Source organism: Aeromonas sp. 19NY04SH05-1 (assembly GCF_040581895.1).
GTDB classification, from domain to species: Bacteria; Pseudomonadota; Gammaproteobacteria; order Enterobacterales; family Aeromonadaceae; genus Aeromonas; species Aeromonas enteropelogenes.
This window is the reverse complement of sequence record NZ_CP095328.1, coordinates 3,820,599-3,841,172: the sequence shown is the minus strand read 5'-3', so window position 1 is coordinate 3,841,172 and position 20,574 is coordinate 3,820,599. Positions and strand designations below refer to the sequence as shown.

Here is a 20,574-nt window from a genome sequence, read left to right as displayed (position 1 = left end):
GGGGCACTGTGCCACAGCCGCTTTTTTTGGCATATTTTTGTTGTTTTTTTACGAAACCTGAGGAAATACACATGTCCAAGATCGTTAAAGTGATCGGTCGTGAAATCATCGACTCCCGTGGTAACCCGACCGTTGAGGCCGAAGTTCACCTGGAAGGTGGTTTTGTTGGTATGGCAGCCGCTCCGTCTGGCGCGTCCACCGGTTCCCGCGAAGCGCTGGAACTGCGTGACGGCGACAAGAGCCGTTTCCTGGGTAAAGGCGTGCTGAAAGCCATCGAAGCCGTAAACGGCCCGATCGCTCAAGCTCTGCTGGGTAAAGATGCCAAGGACCAGGCCACTGTCGACCAGATCATGATCGACCTCGACGGTACCGAGAACAAATCCAAGTTCGGCGCCAACGCCATCCTGGCTGTTTCCCTGGCCAACGCCAAGGCTGCTGCTGCTGCCAAAGGCCTGCCGCTGTACGCCCACATCGCCGAGCTGAACGGCACCCCGGGTGTTTACTCCATGCCGCTGCCCATGATGAACATCATCAACGGTGGTGAGCACGCCGACAACAACGTCGACATCCAGGAGTTCATGATCCAGCCGGTTGGCGCCAAGACCCTGAAAGAAGCCGTTCGTATGGGCGCCGAAGTGTTCCACAACCTGGCCAAAGTACTGAAGGCCAAGGGTTACAACACTGCCGTTGGTGACGAAGGTGGTTTCGCTCCTAACCTGAAATCCAACGCCGAAGCGCTGGAAGTGATCGCTGAAGCCGTTGCTGCTGCCGGTTACAAGCTGGGCACCGACGTGACCCTGGCTATGGACTGCGCTGCTTCCGAGTTCTACGACGCAGAGAAGAAAGAGTACAACCTGAAAGGCGAAGGCCGTGTCTTCACCTCCAACGGTTTCTCCGACTTCCTGGAAGAGCTGACTGCCAAGTTCCCGATCGTCTCCATCGAAGATGGCCTGGACGAATCTGACTGGGAAGGCTTCGCCTACCAGACCCAGAAACTGGGCAAGAAAATCCAGATCGTGGGTGACGACCTGTTCGTAACCAACACCAAGATCCTGAAGCGCGGTATCGACAACGGCATCGCCAACTCCATCCTGATCAAGTTCAACCAGATTGGTTCCCTGACCGAAACTCTGGCTGCCATCAAGATGGCCAAAGACGCTGGCTACACCGCCGTCATCTCCCACCGCTCCGGTGAGACCGAAGACGCGACCATCGCCGACCTGGCTGTTGGTACCGCTGCTGGCCAGATCAAGACCGGTTCCATGAGCCGTTCTGACCGTGTTGCCAAGTACAACCAGCTGATCCGTATCGAAGAAGCGCTGGGTGAGAAGGCTCCGTTCCGCGGTCTGAAAGAAGTTAAAAACCAGGCTTGATTTGCTGGTTAACCAGCCTCGGCTGGTGTGAGAAAAACCGGAACCCTTGGGTTCCGGTTTTTTTTCGTCTGCAGATTGCGCTGAGCCTGCCAACTGTGTCGATTGCGGAACGTCTGCCTAGCCCTTATGCAGGCAAGGCAAGAGTAGAGCAGGGCACATTGAAGTGTGGCGATAACGGGCTGTCCCTGCCAAAAGGCGTATGGGGTGCCGGGGGATAGTGCGTTTCGAGCTTGCTGCGGGTTTGAAAAGGGGCCAGCGGCCAAAGCCATGATCTTGTTAACAGTCACTGATAAATAAGTCTTTTATGATATCCGGCAAACGCTTGCACAAAGGATGTCTACGCAGATGAAACATCTCTCCATCAGGGGCAAGACCCTGACCCTGGCCATAGTCCCCATTCTGATGATGGCCCTGCTGCTCAATGTCGGGATCTGGTGGCGCGCACAGCAGTCCCTGACGGATCAACTCGATCGTTACCGCGCCAGTGCCCTCGAGCAGAAGAAGGTGGCACTGGCCGAACACGTGCTGATGGCCAGAACCGCCATCGCCCATCTGCTCAGCCAGGACAGCCCCGAGGCCCGCGAGCAGGCCAAGGGCATACTGCGCACCCTGCGCTATGCCGAGGACGGTTACTTCTACGTCTACGACACCAGGGGGATCAACATCGCCCATGGCATCAAGCAGGCGCTGGAGGGCAAGGATCTCTCCGGCATGACCGACAGCGAAGGCAACAAGGTGATCCTCGATATCATCAAGGCGGCCGAGAGCGGTGACGGCTATTCGCGCTTTATCTGGGACAAGCCCTCCAAGGGGAGCGAGCAACCCAAGCTCGGCTATGCCGTGCTGCTGCCCCAGTGGGGCTGGGTGCTGGGCACCGGTTTCTATATCGACGACATCGACGATGCGGTGGCCAGGGTCCGTGAGGAAGGGGAGGCCGAACTGGCCATCACCATGCGTGATACCCTGCTCACCTCGCTGTTGCTGACCCTGCTTGCCATCGTTGGCGGCCTCTGGGTGTCGCGCTCCATCACCCGGCCGATCCAGACCCTGGTGGAGAGTTTTCACGATCTCGCCCACGGCGAGGGGGATCTCACCCGCCGCCTCAAGCTGGAGCAGGGGGATGAGCTGGGCGATCTCGCCCGCAGCTTCAACGGCTTTATCGAGAAGATCCACCATCTGGTGGAGCAGGTGACGTCGGCCTCGGATCGGGTCTACCAGTCGGTTGAGACCCTGCAGCGCCAGTCCGGCGACTACCTCTCCCGCATGAGCTCCCATCATAGGGAGACAGAACAGGTGGTGGCCGCCATGACAGAGATGAGCTCCACCGCCCACAGCGTGGCGGGCAACGCCGGCGATGCGGCCGCCGCCACCGGCAGTGCCGACAACCTGTCGCGCCAGACCCGGGTGGTGATCACCCGCGCCATGGATGGCATCGACACCCTGATCACCGACCTTAATGCCATTCACGAACAGATAAGCACCCTGACCCGCGAGACGGATCAGATCCAGAACGTGGTGGGGGTTATCTCGGGGATTGCCGATCAGACCAACCTGCTGGCGCTCAATGCTGCCATCGAGGCGGCCCGGGCCGGCGAGCAGGGACGCGGCTTTGCCGTGGTGGCCGACGAGGTGCGCCAGCTTGCCTCCCGCACCCAGCAGAGCACGGTCGAGATCGGCACCATGCTGCAGCGGCTGCAACAGATGGTGACCACAGCCGGCTCCCTGATGAGCGAGAGCCAGGCCCGCCACAGCAATACCCTGGCGGAGACCGGCGCCCTGGTGACCAACCTTGACGAGATGAGCAGCGCCATCACCACCATCAACGACATGAACCTGCAGATCGCCAGCGCCGCCGAGCAGCAGCATGCGGTGACCGAGGAGATCAACCGCAACCTGGTGGCGATCCAGCAGATCGTGGCCGAGCTGAGCGAGGGGGCCGATGCCACCCGCCATACCTGCGAGGAGCTGGCCGACTCGGGCCGTACCCTGCATCGGTTGGTGGAGCGATTCCAGATATAGAACGAACAAGGAGCCCGGTCAGGCTCCTTTGCTGTGGCCAAGAGAGCAAGCCTGGCGGCTTGGTGCTACCGGGATTTCGCCCGCCCTGCGGGAGTGGGGTGGTGGGTAAGGGGTATTGTGGGGTAGGGGGCAATAAGCGCAGCGCATTGCACCGGGGAGTTGGAGGCTGCGTTGTCGCAGAGTGACTCCCTCCCCTGTGCATATTCCGGCCGATCATGAACACCAATTCCGATTCAACGTGAACACCATTTCCGGACCAATGTGAACGCTCATTCCGGTTCAACCTGAACACTTCGCCCCTCCTTTCCGGAAACAGTGTTCAACATCCCGGAATCACTGTTCACATTCACCGGAATCATCCTTAACGCATTGATTTAAAAACCTTTGATACGCTCTCCCTTTTGCCAGGGAAGAGCCTATGTCTGCCAAGAGGATTGCAATGCGTAAAATTCGTGAAGTGCTGCGACTGCGGCTGGAAGCTGACCTCTCTGTTCGCCAAATCAGTATCTGTACCAAGGTCAGTGTCGGCTCCATCCAGAAACTCCTCAAAAGTGCCCAGGCGCTCGGCCTTACCTGGCCCTTACCTACCGAGCTTGATGATGGCCGACTGGCTGCCCTGTTCTATCCGCAGGCCGATACCACCATCTCGGCCCGCCATGTTGTGCCGGATTGGCCCTCTGTCCATCAGGAGCTCAAGCGCAAGGGGGTCTCCAAACAGCTGCTCTGGGAGGAGTACACCCAGCGCTATCCCAATAGCTGTTACAGCTACTCCCAGTTCTGTGACCGTTACAAGTCCTGGTGTCAGTTGCAAAAGCGCTCCATGCGCCAGATCCACAAGGCGGGGGAAAAGCTCTTTATCGACTACTGCGGGCCCACGGTGCCCATCGTGTCGCCGACTACGGGTGAGGTCCGTCAGGCACAAGTCTTTGTCGCCGTGCTCGGTGCGTCCAACTACACCTTTGCCGAGGCCACCTGGTCCCAGTCACTGCCGGACTGGCTGCAAAGCCATGTCCGTGCCTTTGAGTTTTTCGGCGGGACACCGGTACTGCTGATCCCCGACAACCTCAAGAGCGGTGTCAGCAAGGCTTGCCGATACGATCCCGAGCTCAACCCCAGCTACCAGCAGTTGGCCGAGCACTATCAGGTGGCGGTGATGCCAGCTCGCCCTTACAAGCCTAAGGACAAAGCCAAGGCCGAGGTGGGTGTGCAGATCGTCGAGCGCTGGATCCTGGCTCGTCTACGCCATCAGACCTTCTTCTCGCTTGCCGAGCTAAACCAGTGCATCCGGGCTTTGTTGAATGAGCTCAACGAGCGCCCGTTCAAGCAGCTGCCCGGTAACCGACGCGAGGCGTTTGAGCAGTTGGACCGCCCGGCACTGGGGTCACTACCGGTGCATCCCTATCGCTATGTCGCCATCAAAACGGTCAAGGTCAACATCGACTATCACGTCAGTTATGAGCAGCACCATTACTCGGTGCCGCACCAGTATGTGGGTCAGCAACTGGAGCTCCATGCGGGCGATACCCTGCTTCAGGTCTATCACCAGCAACAGCTGGTCGCGAGCCATCCGCGTAAAACCATCCCGGGGATGAGCACACTCCCTGAGCACATGCCGGAACGTCACAGCAAGCAGCAACGCTGGACGCCAGGGCGTCTTAAGCAGTGGGCTGCCGACATCGGACCGGGCACCTTGTGCTGGGTTAGCGAACGGCTGGCAGAGAAAGCCCATGCCGAGCAGGCATACCGACTCTGCCTGGGACTGCTGAGTCTTAGCCGGGAGTATCCGCCATCACGAGTCGAAGGCTGTTGCCAGCTGGCCAACCGGGAAGGACTGGTGCGGCTCAAGCAGCTCAAGTCGGTGCTGACCAGTGGCCGCGACCAACTGCCCGCAAGTCCGCTCAGTTATCCAGAACTGCCGCAAGAGCACGAGAACATCCGCGGCCCCCAGAGCTTCCACTAACGAGGAAAAAACCCATGACCCAACAAACGCTGACCCGCTTGAGACACCTGAAACTGACTGGCATGGCGGATGCCGTGCAACAACAACTGGAACAGGCAAGTACCTACGAAGGGCTGCCCTTCATCGAGCGGCTAAGCCTGCTGGTCGAACACGAACAACTGAGCCGGGAGCAGCGTAAACAAGCTCGGCTGGTCAAGCAGGCGAGGCTCAAACTCCAGGCCACGGTGCAAGAGGTGGACTACCAGTCTGCACGCAACCTGGAGCGGTCACAGGTGGCAAACCTGGCCCAAGGAGAGTGGCTGCGCCGGGGCCAGAACCTGCTCATTACCGGCCCCTGTGGCTGCGGAAAAACCTACCTAGCCTGTGCGCTGGGCTACCAAGCCTGTCAGCAGGGGCACAGCACTCGTTACTACCGGCTGCCGCGTCTGCTACTTGAGCTGAGCCAGGCCAAGGTAGATGGCAGTTACGCCAGACTGCTGGGTCAACTGGCAAGGATAGAGCTGCTGATCCTGGATGACTGGGGACTGGAAGCGGTGAATGCCGAGCAGCGCAACGCCCTGCTGGAGATCATGGATGATCGGTACGGGAAATACTCGACGGTCGTGGTCAGTCAGCTGCCAACGGAAGAGTGGTACGCGAGCTTGGGGGACAACACTCTGGCAGATGCGATCCTGGACCGGCTGATGCACAACGCTCACCGGCTGTCACTGAAGGGAGAATCGATGAGAAAGAGGAGAAGTGAGTTGACCCAATCTGAACACTCGAGTTAGAAACGGGGTGACGTGAGCGCGTTAAGGATCAGGGTGTTCACGTTGGCCGGAATGGCTGTTCAACTTCGCCGGAATACGCACCCTCAGCCATCGCATCGCTCGCTGCATGGAAAAGCGTGGGATTTTGGAGCGTGATGCCGAGAATACGTGGTTGACACTGGAAGAGGGCGAAGACGATACGCTGACTCAATTACATGGTGCTTCGGTTACGTATCGCATTGCCGTCGGCCCCCAGCAAGGGCGCAAAGTCTTCACCCTGCAAACCTTGCCAGGGCGTGAGGATAAAGCCGACTCAAGCAGTCGAGTAGCCAACCATGCTGGTTTCTCGCTACACGCCGGTGTGATGGCCGAAGCGCATCAGCGGGATAAGCTTGAGCGCTTGTGTCGCTACATTAGTCGGCCAGCGGTTTCAGAAAAACGTCTGGCATTAACCGCCAATGGGCAGGTGCGTTACGAGCTCAAAACTCCGTACCGCAATGGCACCACCCATGTGATCTTCGAGCCGCTGGACTTCATCGCCAAACTCGCTGCGTTGGTACCTAAGCCGCGAGTCAACCTCACACGCTTCCACGGCGTCTTTGCACCGAACAGCAAACACCGAGTTCAAGTAACACCCGCCAAGCGGGGCAAGAAGCCCGACAAATCGGAAGGTCTCGATACTAACTGGCGTGACAAGAGTCCTGCAGAGCGCCACCGCGCCATGACCTGGATGCAACGCCTCAAGCGAGTCTTCAATATTGATATTGAAGTCTGCGAACACTGCGGCGGTCACGTCAAAGTGATTGCCAGCATCGAAGATCCGAAGGTCATTGAGCAGATTCTCAAGCATCTGAAACAGAAAACAGCCAAGGCGAATGCCGCCAAGCAGCGTGAGCTGCCACCAGAACGAGCGCCGCCACTGACTCCCAGCCTGTTCGATCCATCACAGAGTCGTCTCTTTGACTGACGACCCCAAATCCAACACTGCTCAACACTGCCAACTTTTAAACGGGGCGGTGGGGCAGTTTGTATCTCTCGAGCTATCAGGCTAGAGATTTTACCGCCAAATCGAACCTTATTAGAGCGGTTTAGGCTGGACCGGCAGTTAAAATTGGGGCTTGAGCGGTAAACGAGTGAGGGAATTTCAGGTAAGATACTTCGGATGAGGAGCAAAAAGGTGGTTTATACTTCCTATACCCGGAAATCACCACGCCGCCGGTCAGGATCGCCATGTCTTCCAGCATCGCCTTGCGACGGTCGCCGAAGCCCGGGGCCTTCACCGCGCAGACCTTGACGATGCCGCGGATGGTGTTGACCACCAGGGTCGCCAGCGCTTCGCCTTCGACTTCCTCCGCCACGATCAGCAGCGGCTTGCCGGCCTTGGCCACGCCCTCGAGGACGGGCAGCAGGTCGCGCACGTTGGAGATCTTCTTGTCGTACAGCAGGATGAAGGGATCATCCAGGTCGGCCGACATCGACTGCTGGTTGTTGACGAAGTACGGGCTCAGGTAGCCGCGGTCGAACTGCATGCCCTCGACCACGTCGAGTTCGTTGTCCAGGCCGCTGCCTTCCTCGACCGTGATCACGCCTTCCTTGCCGACCTTGTCCATCGCCTGCGCGATCAGGTCGCCGATGTTGGCATCCGAGTTCGCGGAGATCGCGCCGACCTGGGCGATTTCCTTGCTGGTCGACGACGGCTTGGACAGCGACTTCAGTTCGCCGACCGCGGCCTTCACCGCCTGGTCGATGCCGCGCTTCAGGTCCATCGGGTTCATGCCGGCGGCGACCGCCTTCATGCCCTCGCGGATGAACGCCTGCGCCAGCACGGTGGCGGTGGTGGTGCCGTCGCCGGCGTTGTCGGAGGTCTTGGAAGCGACTTCCTTCACCATCTGCGCGCCCATGTTCTCGAACGCGTCAGCCAGTTCGATTTCCTTGGCGACGGAGACGCCGTCCTTGGTGATGGTCGGCGCGCCGTAGCTCTTCTGCAGCACGACGTTGCGGCCCTTCGGGCCGAGGGTCGCCTTCACGGCGTTGGCGAGCACGTTGACGCCGCGCACCATCTTGGAGCGCGCGTCTTCGCCGAAACGAATGTCCTTGGCAGCCATTGCGAATTACCTCGAAAAATTATTCGGATGAGAAATGTGTGGGAGCGACGCGCGATCAGCCGAGGATCGCGAACAGGTCGTCTTCCTTCACCACCAGCAGCTCGACGCCGTCCAGCTTCACTTCGGTGCCGCTGTACTTGCCGAACAGCACCTTGTCGCCGACCTTGACCTGCGGCGCGCGGACCTGGCCGTTGTCCAGCACCTTGCCGGTGCCGACGGCGACGACTTCGCCCTTGATCGGCTTCTCGGTGGCCGAATCCGGGATCACGATCCCGCCGGCGGACAGCTTCTCTTCTTCCATGCGCTTGATGACCACGCGGTCGTGCAGCGGCTTGATATTGGACATGGCAACCTCGGTAAATGGTTGATTGACGTGGAAAAACCCGGCGATTTTAGCAGTCGCGCGAAGCGAGTGCCAAACCGCGGACAACAGAACCGGGCGAACCCGGCATGCCACCGAGATGGGGCGGGCCCGCCGACTTTCAAGGGCCGCACGCGGATGTCCGCCAGGCCCGCCGGATCGGGGCAGCCGCTACCCTATGCCGGTGAGCGCCCTGATCTGCTTCTGCACCTGTCCCGACGCCGACAGCGCCGAGCGCATCGCCACCGCGCTGGTGGCCGAGCGCCTGGCCGCCTGCGTCAACCTCCTGCCCGGCCTGCGTTCGGTCTATCGCTGGCAACGCAAGGTCGAGGCCGCGGCCGAGGTCCTGCTGCTGGTCAAGACCAGTGCCGAGGCCTACCCCGCCCTGCAGGAACGCCTGCGCCAACTGCATCCCTACGAACTCCCGGAGCTGCTCGCGGTCGAAGCCGCGTCCGGCCTGCCCGAATACCTGCAATGGCTGGCCGCCGAGAGCCGACCGGTAAACTGAGCCAATGACCGCATCCACGATCCGCCTGCGCCGCTGGCTGGCCGGGCTCGCCCTGCTGCTTGCGCTGCCCGCGACCTCGGCCGTCGCCCAGGACTTCGAACTGCCGCCGGTCGACGAGGTCTTCGTCCTGTCCGCGCAGGCCACCGCGCCGGACCGCATCGAGGTGCGCTGGCGGATCGCCGACGGCTATTACCTGTACCGGCACCGCACCTCGGTCAAGGCCGATGCCGCCTTCACCGGCGCGACCATGGCGCTGCCGAAGGGCAAGGCCTACCGCGACGAATTCTTCGGCGACGTCGAAACCTACCGCAAGGAATTGCTCGGCACCCTCACCGGCACGCCCGCGGCCGGCGCGAGCGCGACCACCCTGACCGTGAAGTACCAGGGCTGCGCCGATGCCGGCGTGTGCTACCCGCCGCAGACCCGCACCCTGAAGGTCGCGTTGCCGGGCGAAGCGGGCGCTGGCGGCTTCGGCTGTAAGGCGCGCGGGCTGCATGATTATGTCGTCAAGAACGGCTCTGCCGATCATCCCAACGCCGAGGTGAAATTCGCACTGGGTGATGTGGTCAACACCATGATCGGCTGCACTAATGGTGAAACGATCATGCTGTGCCACGACACCTCGCTGCCGCGCCCCTATTCTCTCGGCTTTCGGGTGCAAGGCACCGAGGGGCTGTGGATGGACGTCAACAAGTCGATCTATCTGGAGGGCAAGAGCCCACAGCCGCACCGCTGGGAGCCTGCCGAGGGCTGGTTTGCGAAATACGATCACCCGCTATGGAAACGCTACGCCGATCTGGCGGCAGGGGCCGGGCATGGCGGGATGGACTGGTTCGTGATCCACGCTTTTGTCGAGGCGCTGAAGGCCAAGGCCCCGATGCCAATCGACATTTACGACGCGCTGGCCTGGAGCGCGATCACGCCTCTGTCGGAACAATCGATTGCTGAGGGCAATCGCACGTTAGATTTTCCCGACTTCACCCGAGGGCAGTGGCGCACCCGCAAGCCGATCTTTGCGCTGAACGACGCCTATTGATCGACGCGATTTAGGCCAAGCGCACCGCAAAGGCGAAATTGGTAATCTTGTCGGTATCCTTGACGCCCGGCGCGCTTTCGACGCCGCTGGAGGTATCGACCAGCGGCGCTCCGGTGCGCGCAATCGCCTCGGCAACATTCGTCGGATTTAGCCCGCCTGCCAGCCCCCACGGCAAGGCACCGCGATATCCGGCCAGCAGCGACCAGTCGAACGCCAACCCCATGCCGCCGGGCAGCGCGCCTTTGGGGGTCTTGGCGTCGAACAAGATCAAGTCCGCCGCCCCGGCATAGGCTGCGGCGCGTGCGACATCGCTGGCGCTGGCGACGGGCAGCGCCTTCCACACCGGCTTGCCAAACCGCGCGCGCAACTGGGCCACGCGTTCGGGCGATTCCGAACCGTGCAGCTGCAGCGCGTTCAGCTTGGCTGCCACCAGTGCGTCGGCGATGACAGCATCATCCGCATCGACGAACAAACCGACCATGGCGATCTGGCCAGCTGCGCGCGATGTCAAAGCGCCCGCGACATTCGACGTAACCGCACGGGGCGACGCTGGATAGAACACCAACCCGGCATAGTCCGCCCGCGCCGCGATGGTCGCATCGAGCGCCTCGGGTGTGCTGATCCCGCAAATCTTGATTTTCGCGGGCATGCGGTCAGTCGGGGTTCTGGATCAGCCGCACCAGCGTGCAGTCGGGATCGATCAGGTAGCCGATCCTCAGGCCGCTCGCCTCCAGTTGCGGAGCTTTGAAGCGCGGCCAGCCGGTGCTTTTTTCCTCGGCTCCCGCCGCGTTCACCAATGCCACCATGGCATCGAGATCATCCAACCGCAGGCAACAGCCGAACGAGCTCGTAGCTGGGTCGAGGTCAGGATAGGGGAAGAATTCGAGCTGCAAACCGCCGCGCTGCAGGATCATCCAGCCGCGATCCTTCCAACTCGTCGCAAAGCCCAGCTTCGCATAAAACGCCTCTGTCACATCGAAATCGCGCGATGGCAGATTGGGGGTGACGTGGTCAGCCATGGCTCAGCGCAGCTTGTCGGCCATGCGGGCCGTATGAGTGATTGCGGCGCGGCTATCGGGGGCGGAATGGCTCATCACGATCATGCTGGCCTTGGGGAACGCCGCACCAAACGCGCGCGCTGACGCGGCGTAGTGCTCAGTGTCGGCATCACCGAGATTGCCGAGCGACTTGGCCTTGCTGTCCTTGATCAGGCAGCCACCAAAAGCGATGTCGGTGCCGTCGATCCCAACGGTGATATTGTCACTGGTGTGGCCGGGGCCGGGGTAAAATACCTTGAGCGGGCCAAAGTTGGGCGCGGTTGCTGGTTCGACCCAGCCATTGGCGGCGAAAGTCAGGCTGTGTTGCGCCGCAACCATCCCCTCTTGCGGGGCAAGCTGGTTCGACAACGCATTGGCATAAGTCGCAATCCCCGCCGCATGCAGCGCGTCCATACCGCCCATCTTGTCCTGATGCGCGTGAGTCACCACCGCCAGCGCGACCGGCAGGTTGATCTCCTGCTTGATCCAGTTGAGGATCTGGGCGGTCTGGTCATCGGTCCAGGCGGTATCGACCACCAGCACGCGGCCGCCATCCCTGACGATCAAACCGTTGGAAGCGACTGCCCCGAAACCCGGCATGTCGAGATAGGAAGTGTGCTGCCAGACATTCGGTGCGAGCTGGCGGAAAACCAGATCGCCAAACCGTTGGTCGCCAGTTTCCATTTGCTGGCCAATCGTCGGGCGGATTTCACCGGGCATGCACCCGCTCAGCATCAATGCAGCGGCTAATGCGGTGCTCAGCTTCGCGACCGGGTGCATAATATTGGGCAATTCCATCAAGTTTTCCTTTTATTCAGCATTAAAAACCCCGCAAATGCGAGGCCTAGTAAATAGATGATCTTAATTTGGTTCACTGTAGCAAAAATATGGGGCGAATTCAAACATGAGGTGCGACAGTTTCAAAAGCCATATGATAATCAACAAGCTGAGCAAATTTCTCTAATGGTGTAAGCCAATCTAAGGAAGGTGAGAACAAGTACCCTCCACAACAAAACTGAAAATTTTAGTCGATTTAATTCAAATGCTTACAAAGGCGTATTTTTGTACTTGGTGACTTATTCGCACCTTCCCTAACGCTCTGGTTCTGAAATCCATCCCTGTCGGTGTTGCTTATGCAGTCTGGTCGGGACTCGGCGTCGTCATAATTACAGCCATTGCCTGGTTGCTTCATGGGCAAAAGCTTGATGCGTGGGGCTTTGTAGGTATGGGGCTCATAATTGCTGCCTTTTTGCTCGCCCGATCCCCATCGTGGAAGTCGCTGCGGAGGCCGACGCCATGGTGACGGTGTTCGGCATTCTGAATCTCACCGAGGACTCCTTCTTCGATGAGAGCCGGCGGCTAGACCCCGCCGGCGCTGTCACCGCGGCGATCGAAATGCTGCGAGTCGGATCAGACGTCGTGGATGTCGGACCGGCCGCCAGCCATCCGGACGCGAGGCCTGTATCGCCGGCCGATGAGATCAGACGTATTGCGCCGCTCTTAGACGCCCTGTCCGATCAGATGCACCGTGTTTCAATCGACAGCTTCCAACCGGAAACCCAGCGCTATGCGCTCAAGCGCGGCGTGGGCTACCTGAACGATATCCAAGGATTTCCTGACCCTGCGCTCTATCCCGATATTGCTGAGGCGGACTGCAGGCTGGTGGTTATGCACTCAGCGCAGCGGGATGGCATCGCCACCCGCACCGGTCACCTTCGACCCGAAGACGCGCTCGACGAGATTGTGCGGTTCTTCGAGGCGCGGGTTTCCGCCTTGCGACGGAGCGGGGTCGCTGCCGACCGGCTCATCCTCGATCCGGGGATGGGATTTTTCTTGAGCCCCGCACCGGAAACATCGCTGCACGTGCTGTCGAACCTTCAAAAGCTGAAGTCGGCGTTGGGGCTTCCGCTATTGGTCTCGGTGTCGCGGAAATCCTTCTTGGGCGCCACCGTTGGCCTTCCTGTAAAGGATCTGGGTCCAGCGAGCCTTGCGGCGGAACTTCACGCGATCGGCAATGGCGCTGACTACGTCCGCACCCACGCGCCTGGAGATCTGCGAAGCGCAATCACCTTCTCGGAAACCCTCGCGAAATTTCGCAGTCGCGACGCCAGAGACCGAGGGTTAGATCATGCCTAGCATTCACCTTCCGGCCGCCCGCTAGCGGACCCTGGTCAGGTTCCGCGAAGGTGGGCGCAGACATGCTGGGCTCGTCAGGATCAAACTGCACTATGAGGCGGCGGTTCATACCGCGCCAGGGGAGCGAATGGACAGCGAGGAGCCTCCGAACGTTCGGGTCGCCTGCTCGGGTGATATCGACGAGGTTGTGCGGCTGATGCACGACGCTGCGGCGTGGATGTCCGCCAAGGGAACGCCCGCCTGGGACGTCGCGCGGATCGACCGGACATTCGCGGAGACCTTCGTCCTGAGATCCGAGCTCCTAGGGATCGCCTCAGAAAACGGAATCTATGGTCACTCCCGTTTTTGCAACACCGATTTTGACGACAAGTTGGCTTGCTTGAATCTATCCGGCGTCTGAATGGGATTTTATTCCCGCGCCTCGATGAGTTCCGCGCCTGATGAACCTCCAGAAAATATACGGCTTCAATGAGCCTTTCCGTTTTACAGGTTCCTCAACAGGCCGGTGGGCCGTTAGTATCATCAATATCAGTATTCGCAAAACCAGATGAATGATTGTTTAAACTGGTGTATTTCTGCCTTTATGCTTCGTAAGTTTGCTGTCGCGCCGTCAGTGCCCAGGCTATTCTGGCCAGCTTGTTTGCCAGAGCACAGGTGACGACAAAGTTGCTTTTCCGACACAACAACTCCCTGACCCAGTCGGCCAACTTGCCAGACTGGTGTTCCAGTTTTTGTATGAATACCCTGGCACACTGAACCAACAAAGTTCGGATCTTTTTGTTGCCCCGCTTGCTAATCCCTAACAATGTCGTCCGACCTCCCGTGCTGTACTGTCGGGGTACCAGCCCTGTTGCCGCCGCAAAGTCACGGCTGCTGGCGTACTGCTTCCCGTCGCCAATCTCAGTTGAAATAGTACTGGCAGTCAGCGTTCCAACGCAGGGAATACTCAGCAAGCGCTGTCCAACCTCATCTTCGTCCAACTTTCGTTTCAACTGAGATTCCAGATCTTTAATCTGCTCAACAAGATAGTGATAATGCTGTTGTAATTTCAGCAGTAACTGGCTGAGATAAAGAGGCAAACTACTGTCCTCAAGAAGGGTACTCAGTCGACTAATAACGGCAGCACCTCGCGGAACGCTGATACCAAATTCCAGCAGAAAAGCATGCATCTGATTAGTTGTTTTCACCTTATCCTGAACCAGGGATTCACGGACACGATGCAGAGCTCGCATTGCCTGCTGAGATTCGGTTCTGGGCTGCACGAAACGCATAGATGGACGTGATGCTGCTTCACAGATAGCTTCAGCATCAACGAAGTCATTTTTGTTGCTTTTAACGAATGGGCGGACAAATTGCGGTGATATCAGCTTTGGAAAATGCCCTAACTCTTCCAGCTTGCGTGCCATAAAGTGAGAACCGCCACAGGCTTCCATCGCGATGGTTGTTGCCGGGCATGTCGCCAGAAATTCGATTAGCTTTGGTCGGGTGAATTTTTTACGGTAAACGGCCTTCCCACGATGATCCTGACAATGAATATGGAAAGAGTTCTTACCCAGATCGATACCAATAAGCGCAATGTTTTCCATGATGGTTCTCCGAATGAAAGCCTGTCCTCAGCATAGTACTGGGAAGGAGGGAGTGACCATCTCATTAAATAAAGCACGCTAAGCCGGTGGCAGCGGTCGCAATGGCCTAAACTTCCCCGCACCGACCTTGGCGCTGCTGCGCCATAGGTAATCGCCGGTCAGGTTGATGTGCTCCCACCCCAGCGGCGACAGATATTGCAACAATGTGTCGTCCAGCGCCGTGCCGTTGCCACGCAAAGCACTGGTGGCACGCTCCAGATATACCGTGTTCCACAACACGATGGCCGCCGTCACCAGATTGAGGCCGCTGGCCCGGTAGCGCTGCTGCTCAAAACTGCGGTCGCGGATTTCACCCAATCGGTAGAAGAAGACCGCCCTGGCCAGCGCGTTGCGCGCCTCGCCCTTATTCAGCCCCGCATGGACGCGGCGGCGCAGCTCCACGCTTTGCAGCCAATCCAAAATGAACAGCGTGCGCTCGATGCGCCCCAGCTCGCGCAACGCCACGGCCAAGCCGTTCTGGCGCGGGTAGCTGCCGAGTTTGCGCAGCATCAGCGAAGCCGTTACCGTGCCTTGCTTGATGGAGGTGGCCAGCCGCAGAATTTCATCCCAATGGGCGCGTATTTGCTTGATGTTCAGCCTGTCGCTGCTAATCATCGGCTTGAGCGCGTCATAGGCGGCATCGCCCTTGGGGATGAATAGCTTGGTTTCGCCCAAGTCACGGATACGCGGCGCGAAGCGAAATCCCAGCAAATGCATCAAGCCAAACACGTGATCGGTGAAGCCTGCCGTGTCGGTGTAGTGTTCCTCGATGCGCAAGTCCGACTCGTGGTACAGCAGGCCATCAAGCACGTAAGTTGAATCACGAATGCCCACGTTGACCACCTTGGCACTGAAGGGCGCGTACTGGTCGGAGATATGGGTGTAGAAAGTCCGTCCTGGACTGCTTCCATACTTCGGGTTGATATGACCAGTGCTTTCTGCTTTGCTGCCGGTTCTGAAGTTCTGGCCGTCCGACGATGACGTGGTGCCGTCACCCCAGTTGCCGGCGAAGGGTTGCCGAAACTGCGCATTCACCAGCTCGGCCAGCGCCGTCGAATAGGTTTCATCGCGGATGTGCCAGGCTTGCAGCCAAGACAGCTTGGCGTAGGTGGTGCCAGGGCAGGACTCGGCCATTTTGGTCAGACCCAGGTTGATCGCGTCGGCCAGGATCGTCGTCAACAGCAAGGTTTTGTCCTTGGCCGTGTCGCTGGTCTTCAGGTGTGTGAAGTGGCGGGTGAAGCCCGTCCATTCATCGACCTCCATCAGCAACTCGGTGATTTTGAGGTGCGGCAGCAGCATAGCTGTCTGGTCGATCATGGCTTGCGCGGCGTCTGGTACTGCCGCGTCCAGCGGCGTGATCTTCAGGCCTGACGCGGTGGTGATGATGGCATCCGGTAAGTCGTTGGCCGCAGCCATGCGGTTGACTGTGGCGAGTTGCGCCTCCAACAATTCCAACCGGTCATGCAGGTATTGGTCGCAGTCGGTGGCCACTGCCAGCGGCAATTCGCTGGCCAGCTTCAAAGTGGCGAACTTCTCGACCGGCACCAGGTATTCGTCGAAGTCCTTGAACTGGCGAGAACCCTGCACCCAGACATCACCGGAGCGCAGCGCGTTCTTCAGCTCCGACAGGGCGCATAACTCGTAGTAACGCCGGTCGATGCCGTCGTCGGTCAGAACCAGCTTTGCCCAGCGCGGCTTGATGAATGCGGTTGGCGCATCGGCGGGCACCTTGCGCGCGCTGTCGCTGTTCATGCCGCGCAGCATGTCGATGGCATCGAGCACACCCTTGGCGGCGGGCGCAGCCCGCAATTTGAGCACGCCCAGGAACTGCGGCGCGTAGCGGCGTAGCGTGGCATAGCTTTCACCGATGTGGTGCAGGAAATCAAAGTCGGCAGGCCGCGCCAATGTTTGCGCTTCGGTGACGCTGGCGGCGAAGGTGTCCCAGGGCATAACGGCCTCGATGGCGGCGAACGGATCGCTGCCGCTTTGCTTGGCCTCAATCAACGCTTGACCGATGCGCCCATACATCCGCACCTTGTCGTTGATCGCCTTGCCGGAAGCCTGGAACTGCTGCTGATGCTTGTTCTTGGCCGCGTTGAACAGCTTGCCGATGATGCGATCGTGAAGGTCGATGATTTCATCGGTGACGGTGGCCATGCCTTCGATGGCCAGCGCTACCAGCGTGGCATAGCGTCGTTGCACCTCGAACTTTGCCAGATCAGCAGGCGTCATCTGGCCACCTTCACGAGCGATTTTGAGCAGGCGGTTCTGGTGAACCTGCCGCTCGATGCCTGCGGGCAGATCAAGTGCTTGCCAGGATTTCAGGCGCTCAATATGTTCGAGCATGTGGCGAGAGTTCGGTTTGGCAGGCGACTGGCGCAGCCATGCCAGCCACGTCACTTTACTGCCGTCCTTGCGCTTGAGAAGTTCGTCCAGGCGCTGACGGTGGGGTGATAACAAAGAATCGGTCAGCGCCGCGTAAATGCGTCGGTTGGCACGGGTGATGGCCTCGGCGCTTGCGCGCTCGATGGCATTCATGGCGGGCAGGATAATGCTCTGCCGCCGCAGATTCTCGACAAGTGCGCTCGCCAGCACGATGCCTTTGTCGGTCTGCAAGGCCAGCTCGGTCAATGTATGCACGGCTTGCCGATAGTGGCTCATGGTGAAGGGCTTGAACCCAAAAACCGTTTGCAGCTCGACCAAGTGCTCCCGCCGTGTCTGTTCGCGCTGGCCGTACTCGCTCCAACTTTCCACTGGCATCTTGAGTTGCGCGGCCACCATGCGCAACAGGGGCGGAAACGGAGGCTCATCGACGCCCAAAAAGGTGCCAGGGAATCGCAAGTAGCAAAGCTGCACAGCGAAGCCCAATCGATTCGCGGCGCCGCGACGCTGACGGATCACCGACAGGTCGGTTTCGTTGAACGTGTAGTGCCGTATCAGTTCGTCTTTGGCATCTGGCAGTGCCAGCAGGCTTTCGCGCTCGGTGGCGGACAGGATTGAGCGGCGTGGCATGGTCAGTCTTCCCGCAGGTACTGGTACAAGGTTTCGCGGCTGATGCCGAAGTCACGGGCCACCAAGGTTTTTTGGTCGCCTGCCGCAACTCGCCGTTTCAACTCGGCAATTTGTTCGCTGTTCAGCGATTTCTTTCGTCCCCGGTAGGCACCGCGCTGCTTGGCCAGCACGATTCCCTCGCGCTGACGTTCGCGGATCAGGGCGCGCTCGAACTCAGCGAAGGCTCCCATGACCGACAGCATCAGATTGGCCATCGGTGAGTCCTCGCCGGTGAACTTCAGCCCTTCTTTGACGAACTCCATGCGCACGCCCCGTTGTGTCAGCCCTTGGACGATGCGGCGCAGGTCATCAAGGTTGCGTGCCAGCCTGTCCATGCTATGCACCACCACGGTGTCGCCCTCGCGGACGAAGGCCAGCAGCCTTTCCAGCTCGGGACGCTGGGTGTCCTTGCCAGAAGCCTTGTCGGTGAACACCCGCGCCACCTGAACACCCTCCAATTGCCGTTCCGGGTTCTGGTCGAAGCTGCTGACGCGGACATAGCCGATGCGTTGACCTTGCAAGATGCCTCCAAAGGCAAAAGTGTCAGGATGAAATCTATTACCTTTGACGGAATATGTCAATCAATAGGAAATTTAACTCTATTCTGACATCGTTTGTCGTTTTCAGAAGACGGCTGCACTGAACGTCAGAAGCCGACTGCACTATAGCAGCGGAGGGGTTGGATCCATCAGGCAACGACGGGCTGCTGCCGGCCATCAGCGGACGCAGGGAGGACTTTCCGCAACCGGCCGTTCGATGCGGCACCGATGGCCTTCGCGCAGGGGTAGTGAATCCGCCAGGATTGACTTGCGCTGCCCTACCTCTCACTAGTGAGGGGCGGCAGCGCATCAAGCGGTGAGCGCACTCCGGCACCGCCAACTTTCAGCACATGCGTGTAAATCATCGTCGTAGAGACGTCGGAATGGCCGAGCAGATCCTGCACGGTTCGAATGTCGTAACCGCTGCGGAGCAAGGCCGTCGCGAACGAGTGGCGGAGGGTGTGCGGTGTGGCGGGCTTCGTGATGCCTGCTTGTTCTACGGCACGTTTGAAGGCGCGCTGAAAGGTCTGGTCATACATGTGATGGCGACGCACGACACCGCTCCGTGGATCGGTCGAATGCGTGTGCTGCGCAAAAACCCAGAACCACGGCCAGGAATGCCCGGCGCGCGGATACTTCCGCTCAAGGGCGTCGGGAAGCGCAACGCCGCTGCGGCCCTCGGCCTGGTCCTTCAGCCACCATGCCCGTGCACGCGACAGCTGCTCGCGCAGGCTGGGTGCCAAGCTCTCGGGTAACATCAAGGCCCGATCCTTGGAGCCCTTGCCCTCCCGCACGATGATCGTGCCGTGATCGAAATCCAGATCCTTGACCCGCAGTTGCAAACCCTCACTGATCCGCATGCCCGTTCCATACAGAAGCTGGGCGAACAAACGATGCTCGCCTTCCAGAAAACCGAGGATGCGAACCACTTCATCCGGGGTCAGCACCACCGGCAAGCGCCGCGACGGCCGAGGTCTTCCGATCTCCTGAAGCCAGGGCAGATCCGTGCACAGCACCTTGCCGTAGAAGAACAGCAAGGCCGCCAATGCCTGACGATGCGTGGAGACCGAAACCTTGCGCTCGTTCGCCAGCCAGGACAGAAATGCCTCGACTTCGCTGCTGCCCAAGGTTGCCGGGTGACGCACACCGTGGAAACGGATGAAGGCACGAACCCAGTGGACATAAGCCTGTTCGGTTGGTAAGCTGTAATGCAAGTAGCGTATGCGCTCACGCAACTGGTCCAGAACCTTGACCGAACGCAGCGGTGGTAACGGCGCAGTGGCGGTTTTCATGGCTTGTTATGACTGTTTTTTTGTACAGTCTATGCCTCGGGCATCCAAGCAGCAAGCGCGTTACGCCGTGGGTCGATGTTTGATGTTATGGAGCAGCAACGATGTTACGCAGCAGGGCAGTCGCCCTAAAACAAAGTTAGGCCGCATGGACACAACGCAGGTCACATTGATACACAAAATTCTAGCTGCGGCAGATGAGCGAAATCTGCCGCTCTGGATCGGTGGGGGCTGGGCGATCGATGCACGGCTAGGGCGTGTAACACGCAAGCACGATGATATTGATCTGACGTTTCCCGGCGAGAGGCGCGGCGAGCTCGAGGCAATAGTTGAAATGCTCGGCGGGCGCGTCATGGAGGAGTTGGACTATGGATTCTTAGCGGAGATCGGGGATGAGTTACTTGACTGCGAACCTGCTTGGTGGGCAGACGAAGCGTATGAAATCGCGGAGGCTCCGCAGGGCTCGTGCCCAGAGGCGGCTGAGGGCGTCATCGCCGGGCGGCCAGTCCGTTGTAACAGCTGGGAGGCGATCATCTGGGATTACTTTTACTATGCCGATGAAGTACCACCAGTGGACTGGCCTACAAAGCACATAGAGTCCTACAGGCTCGCATGCACCTCACTCGGGGCGGAAAAGGTTGAGGTCTTGCGTGCCGCTTTCAGGTCGCGATATGCGGCCTAACAATTCGTCCAAGCCGACGCCGCTTCGCGGCGCGGCTTAACTCAGGTGTTAGATGCACTAAGCACATAATTGCTCACAGCCAAACTATCAGGTCAAGTCTGCTT

The 20,574-nt window shown here is 59.4% G+C and carries 17 protein-coding genes and 3 pseudogenes; 11 read left to right on the top strand and 9 right to left on the bottom strand.

Annotated features, from left to right (window positions below; all coding sequences use genetic code 11):
- Positions 1 to 71 precede the first annotated feature (71 nt).
- From eno to MRK42_RS17575, 5 genes and pseudogenes are all read left to right on the top strand, one after another.
- Positions 72 to 1,373: a phosphopyruvate hydratase gene (eno, locus tag MRK42_RS17595; RefSeq protein WP_042026918.1), complete on the top strand. Its 1,302-nt coding sequence runs from the start codon at positions 72 to 74 to the stop codon at positions 1,371 to 1,373.
- Positions 1,374 to 1,718: 345 nt separating this feature from the next.
- Positions 1,719 to 3,392 carry a methyl-accepting chemotaxis protein gene (locus MRK42_RS17590; RefSeq protein ID WP_354688394.1) on the top strand — a complete coding sequence of 558 codons (1,674 nt, stop codon included), beginning with the start codon at positions 1,719 to 1,721 and terminating at the stop codon, positions 3,390 to 3,392.
- A 418-nt stretch (positions 3,393 to 3,810) separates the two neighbouring features.
- Positions 3,811 to 5,352 carry an IS21-like element ISAs29 family transposase gene (istA, locus tag MRK42_RS17585; RefSeq protein WP_111809685.1) on the top strand — a complete coding sequence of 514 codons (1,542 nt, stop codon included), beginning with the start codon at positions 3,811 to 3,813 and terminating at the stop codon, positions 5,350 to 5,352.
- Positions 5,353 to 5,366: 14 nt separating this feature from the next.
- Positions 5,367 to 6,122, top strand: a complete 756-nt coding sequence (gene istB, locus MRK42_RS17580; RefSeq protein WP_000194037.1) for an IS21-like element ISAs29 family helper ATPase IstB — start codon at positions 5,367 to 5,369, stop codon at positions 6,120 to 6,122.
- Between the two features lie 79 nt (positions 6,123 to 6,201).
- Positions 6,202 to 7,068 (top strand): annotated as a pseudogene (locus MRK42_RS17575) (IS91-like element ISCR1 family transposase); the annotation flags it as partial.
- 232 nt (positions 7,069 to 7,300) lie between these two features.
- Here MRK42_RS17575 and groEL read toward each other — a convergent pair.
- Positions 7,301 to 8,206 (bottom strand): annotated as a pseudogene (gene groEL / locus MRK42_RS17570) (chaperonin GroEL); the annotation flags it as partial.
- Positions 8,207 to 8,261: 55 nt separating this feature from the next.
- Complete coding sequence (gene groES, locus MRK42_RS17565) at positions 8,262 to 8,552, bottom strand: co-chaperone GroES (protein WP_004201172.1); 291 nt, start codon at positions 8,550 to 8,552, stop codon at positions 8,262 to 8,264.
- A gap of 193 nt (positions 8,553 to 8,745) precedes the next feature.
- Between groES and cutA the strand changes: the two genes are divergently transcribed.
- Complete coding sequence (gene cutA, locus MRK42_RS17560) at positions 8,746 to 9,075, top strand: divalent-cation tolerance protein CutA (protein ID WP_004201171.1); 330 nt, start codon at positions 8,746 to 8,748, stop codon at positions 9,073 to 9,075.
- A 4-nt stretch (positions 9,076 to 9,079) separates the two neighbouring features.
- A complete protein-coding gene (locus tag MRK42_RS17555; RefSeq protein ID WP_004201169.1) occupies positions 9,080 to 10,111 on the top strand; it encodes a protein-disulfide reductase DsbD domain-containing protein in 1,032 nt (343 codons plus the stop codon).
- Positions 10,112 to 10,121: 10 nt separating this feature from the next.
- Here MRK42_RS17555 and MRK42_RS17550 read toward each other — a convergent pair whose 3' ends face one another.
- The 3 genes from MRK42_RS17550 to MRK42_RS17540 are packed head-to-tail and all read right to left on the bottom strand — an operon-like array spanning position 10,122 to position 11,946.
- Positions 10,122 to 10,760: a phosphoribosylanthranilate isomerase gene (locus MRK42_RS17550; RefSeq protein WP_004201168.1), complete on the bottom strand. Its 639-nt coding sequence runs from the start codon at positions 10,758 to 10,760 to the stop codon at positions 10,122 to 10,124.
- 4 nt (positions 10,761 to 10,764) lie between these two features.
- Complete coding sequence (gene ble / locus MRK42_RS17545) at positions 10,765 to 11,130, bottom strand: bleomycin binding protein Ble-MBL (protein WP_004201167.1); 366 nt, start codon at positions 11,128 to 11,130, stop codon at positions 10,765 to 10,767.
- A 3-nt stretch (positions 11,131 to 11,133) separates the two neighbouring features.
- Positions 11,134 to 11,946: a subclass B1 metallo-beta-lactamase NDM-1 gene (locus MRK42_RS17540; protein ID WP_004201164.1), complete on the bottom strand. Its 813-nt coding sequence runs from the start codon at positions 11,944 to 11,946 to the stop codon at positions 11,134 to 11,136.
- 298 nt (positions 11,947 to 12,244) lie between these two features.
- Between MRK42_RS17540 and MRK42_RS17535 the strand changes: the two are divergent.
- The 3 genes and pseudogenes from MRK42_RS17535 to MRK42_RS17525 all read left to right on the top strand — a co-directional run.
- Positions 12,245 to 12,451, top strand: a pseudogene (locus MRK42_RS17535) (SMR family transporter); the annotation flags it as partial.
- A complete protein-coding gene (sul1, locus tag MRK42_RS17530; protein ID WP_000259031.1) occupies positions 12,445 to 13,284 on the top strand; it encodes a sulfonamide-resistant dihydropteroate synthase Sul1 in 840 nt (279 codons plus the stop codon). The pseudogene MRK42_RS17535 and the gene sul1, both read left to right, overlap by 7 nt.
- A gap of 127 nt (positions 13,285 to 13,411) precedes the next feature.
- Positions 13,412 to 13,684, top strand: coding sequence for a hypothetical protein (locus MRK42_RS17525; RefSeq protein ID WP_004883563.1), 273 nt, complete (start codon positions 13,412 to 13,414; stop codon positions 13,682 to 13,684).
- A 181-nt stretch (positions 13,685 to 13,865) separates the two neighbouring features.
- On the opposite strand, the gene MRK42_RS17520 is transcribed toward MRK42_RS17525, so the two are convergent.
- The 4 genes from MRK42_RS17520 to intI1 form a co-directional block, all read right to left on the bottom strand.
- Positions 13,866 to 14,870, bottom strand: a complete 1,005-nt coding sequence (locus MRK42_RS17520) for an IS110-like element IS5075 family transposase (protein WP_000427619.1) — start codon at positions 14,868 to 14,870, stop codon at positions 13,866 to 13,868.
- A gap of 78 nt (positions 14,871 to 14,948) precedes the next feature.
- Positions 14,949 to 17,921 (bottom strand): Tn3 family transposase, encoded by a 2,973-nt coding sequence (locus MRK42_RS17515; protein WP_001138073.1) that lies wholly within the window; start codon positions 17,919 to 17,921, stop codon positions 14,949 to 14,951.
- 2 nt (positions 17,922 to 17,923) lie between these two features.
- Positions 17,924 to 18,481 carry a recombinase family protein gene (locus tag MRK42_RS17510; RefSeq protein WP_001162012.1) on the bottom strand — a complete coding sequence of 186 codons (558 nt, stop codon included), beginning with the start codon at positions 18,479 to 18,481 and terminating at the stop codon, positions 17,924 to 17,926.
- 296 nt (positions 18,482 to 18,777) lie between these two features.
- Positions 18,778 to 19,791, bottom strand: a complete 1,014-nt coding sequence (intI1, locus tag MRK42_RS17505) for a class 1 integron integrase IntI1 (RefSeq protein ID WP_000845039.1) — start codon at positions 19,789 to 19,791, stop codon at positions 18,778 to 18,780.
- Between the two features lie 145 nt (positions 19,792 to 19,936).
- Here intI1 and aadB point away from each other — a divergent pair, with 145 nt between their 5' ends.
- Complete coding sequence (gene aadB / locus MRK42_RS17500) at positions 19,937 to 20,470, top strand: aminoglycoside nucleotidyltransferase ANT(2'')-Ia (protein WP_000381802.1); 534 nt, start codon at positions 19,937 to 19,939, stop codon at positions 20,468 to 20,470.
- Positions 20,471 to 20,574 lie beyond the last annotated feature (104 nt).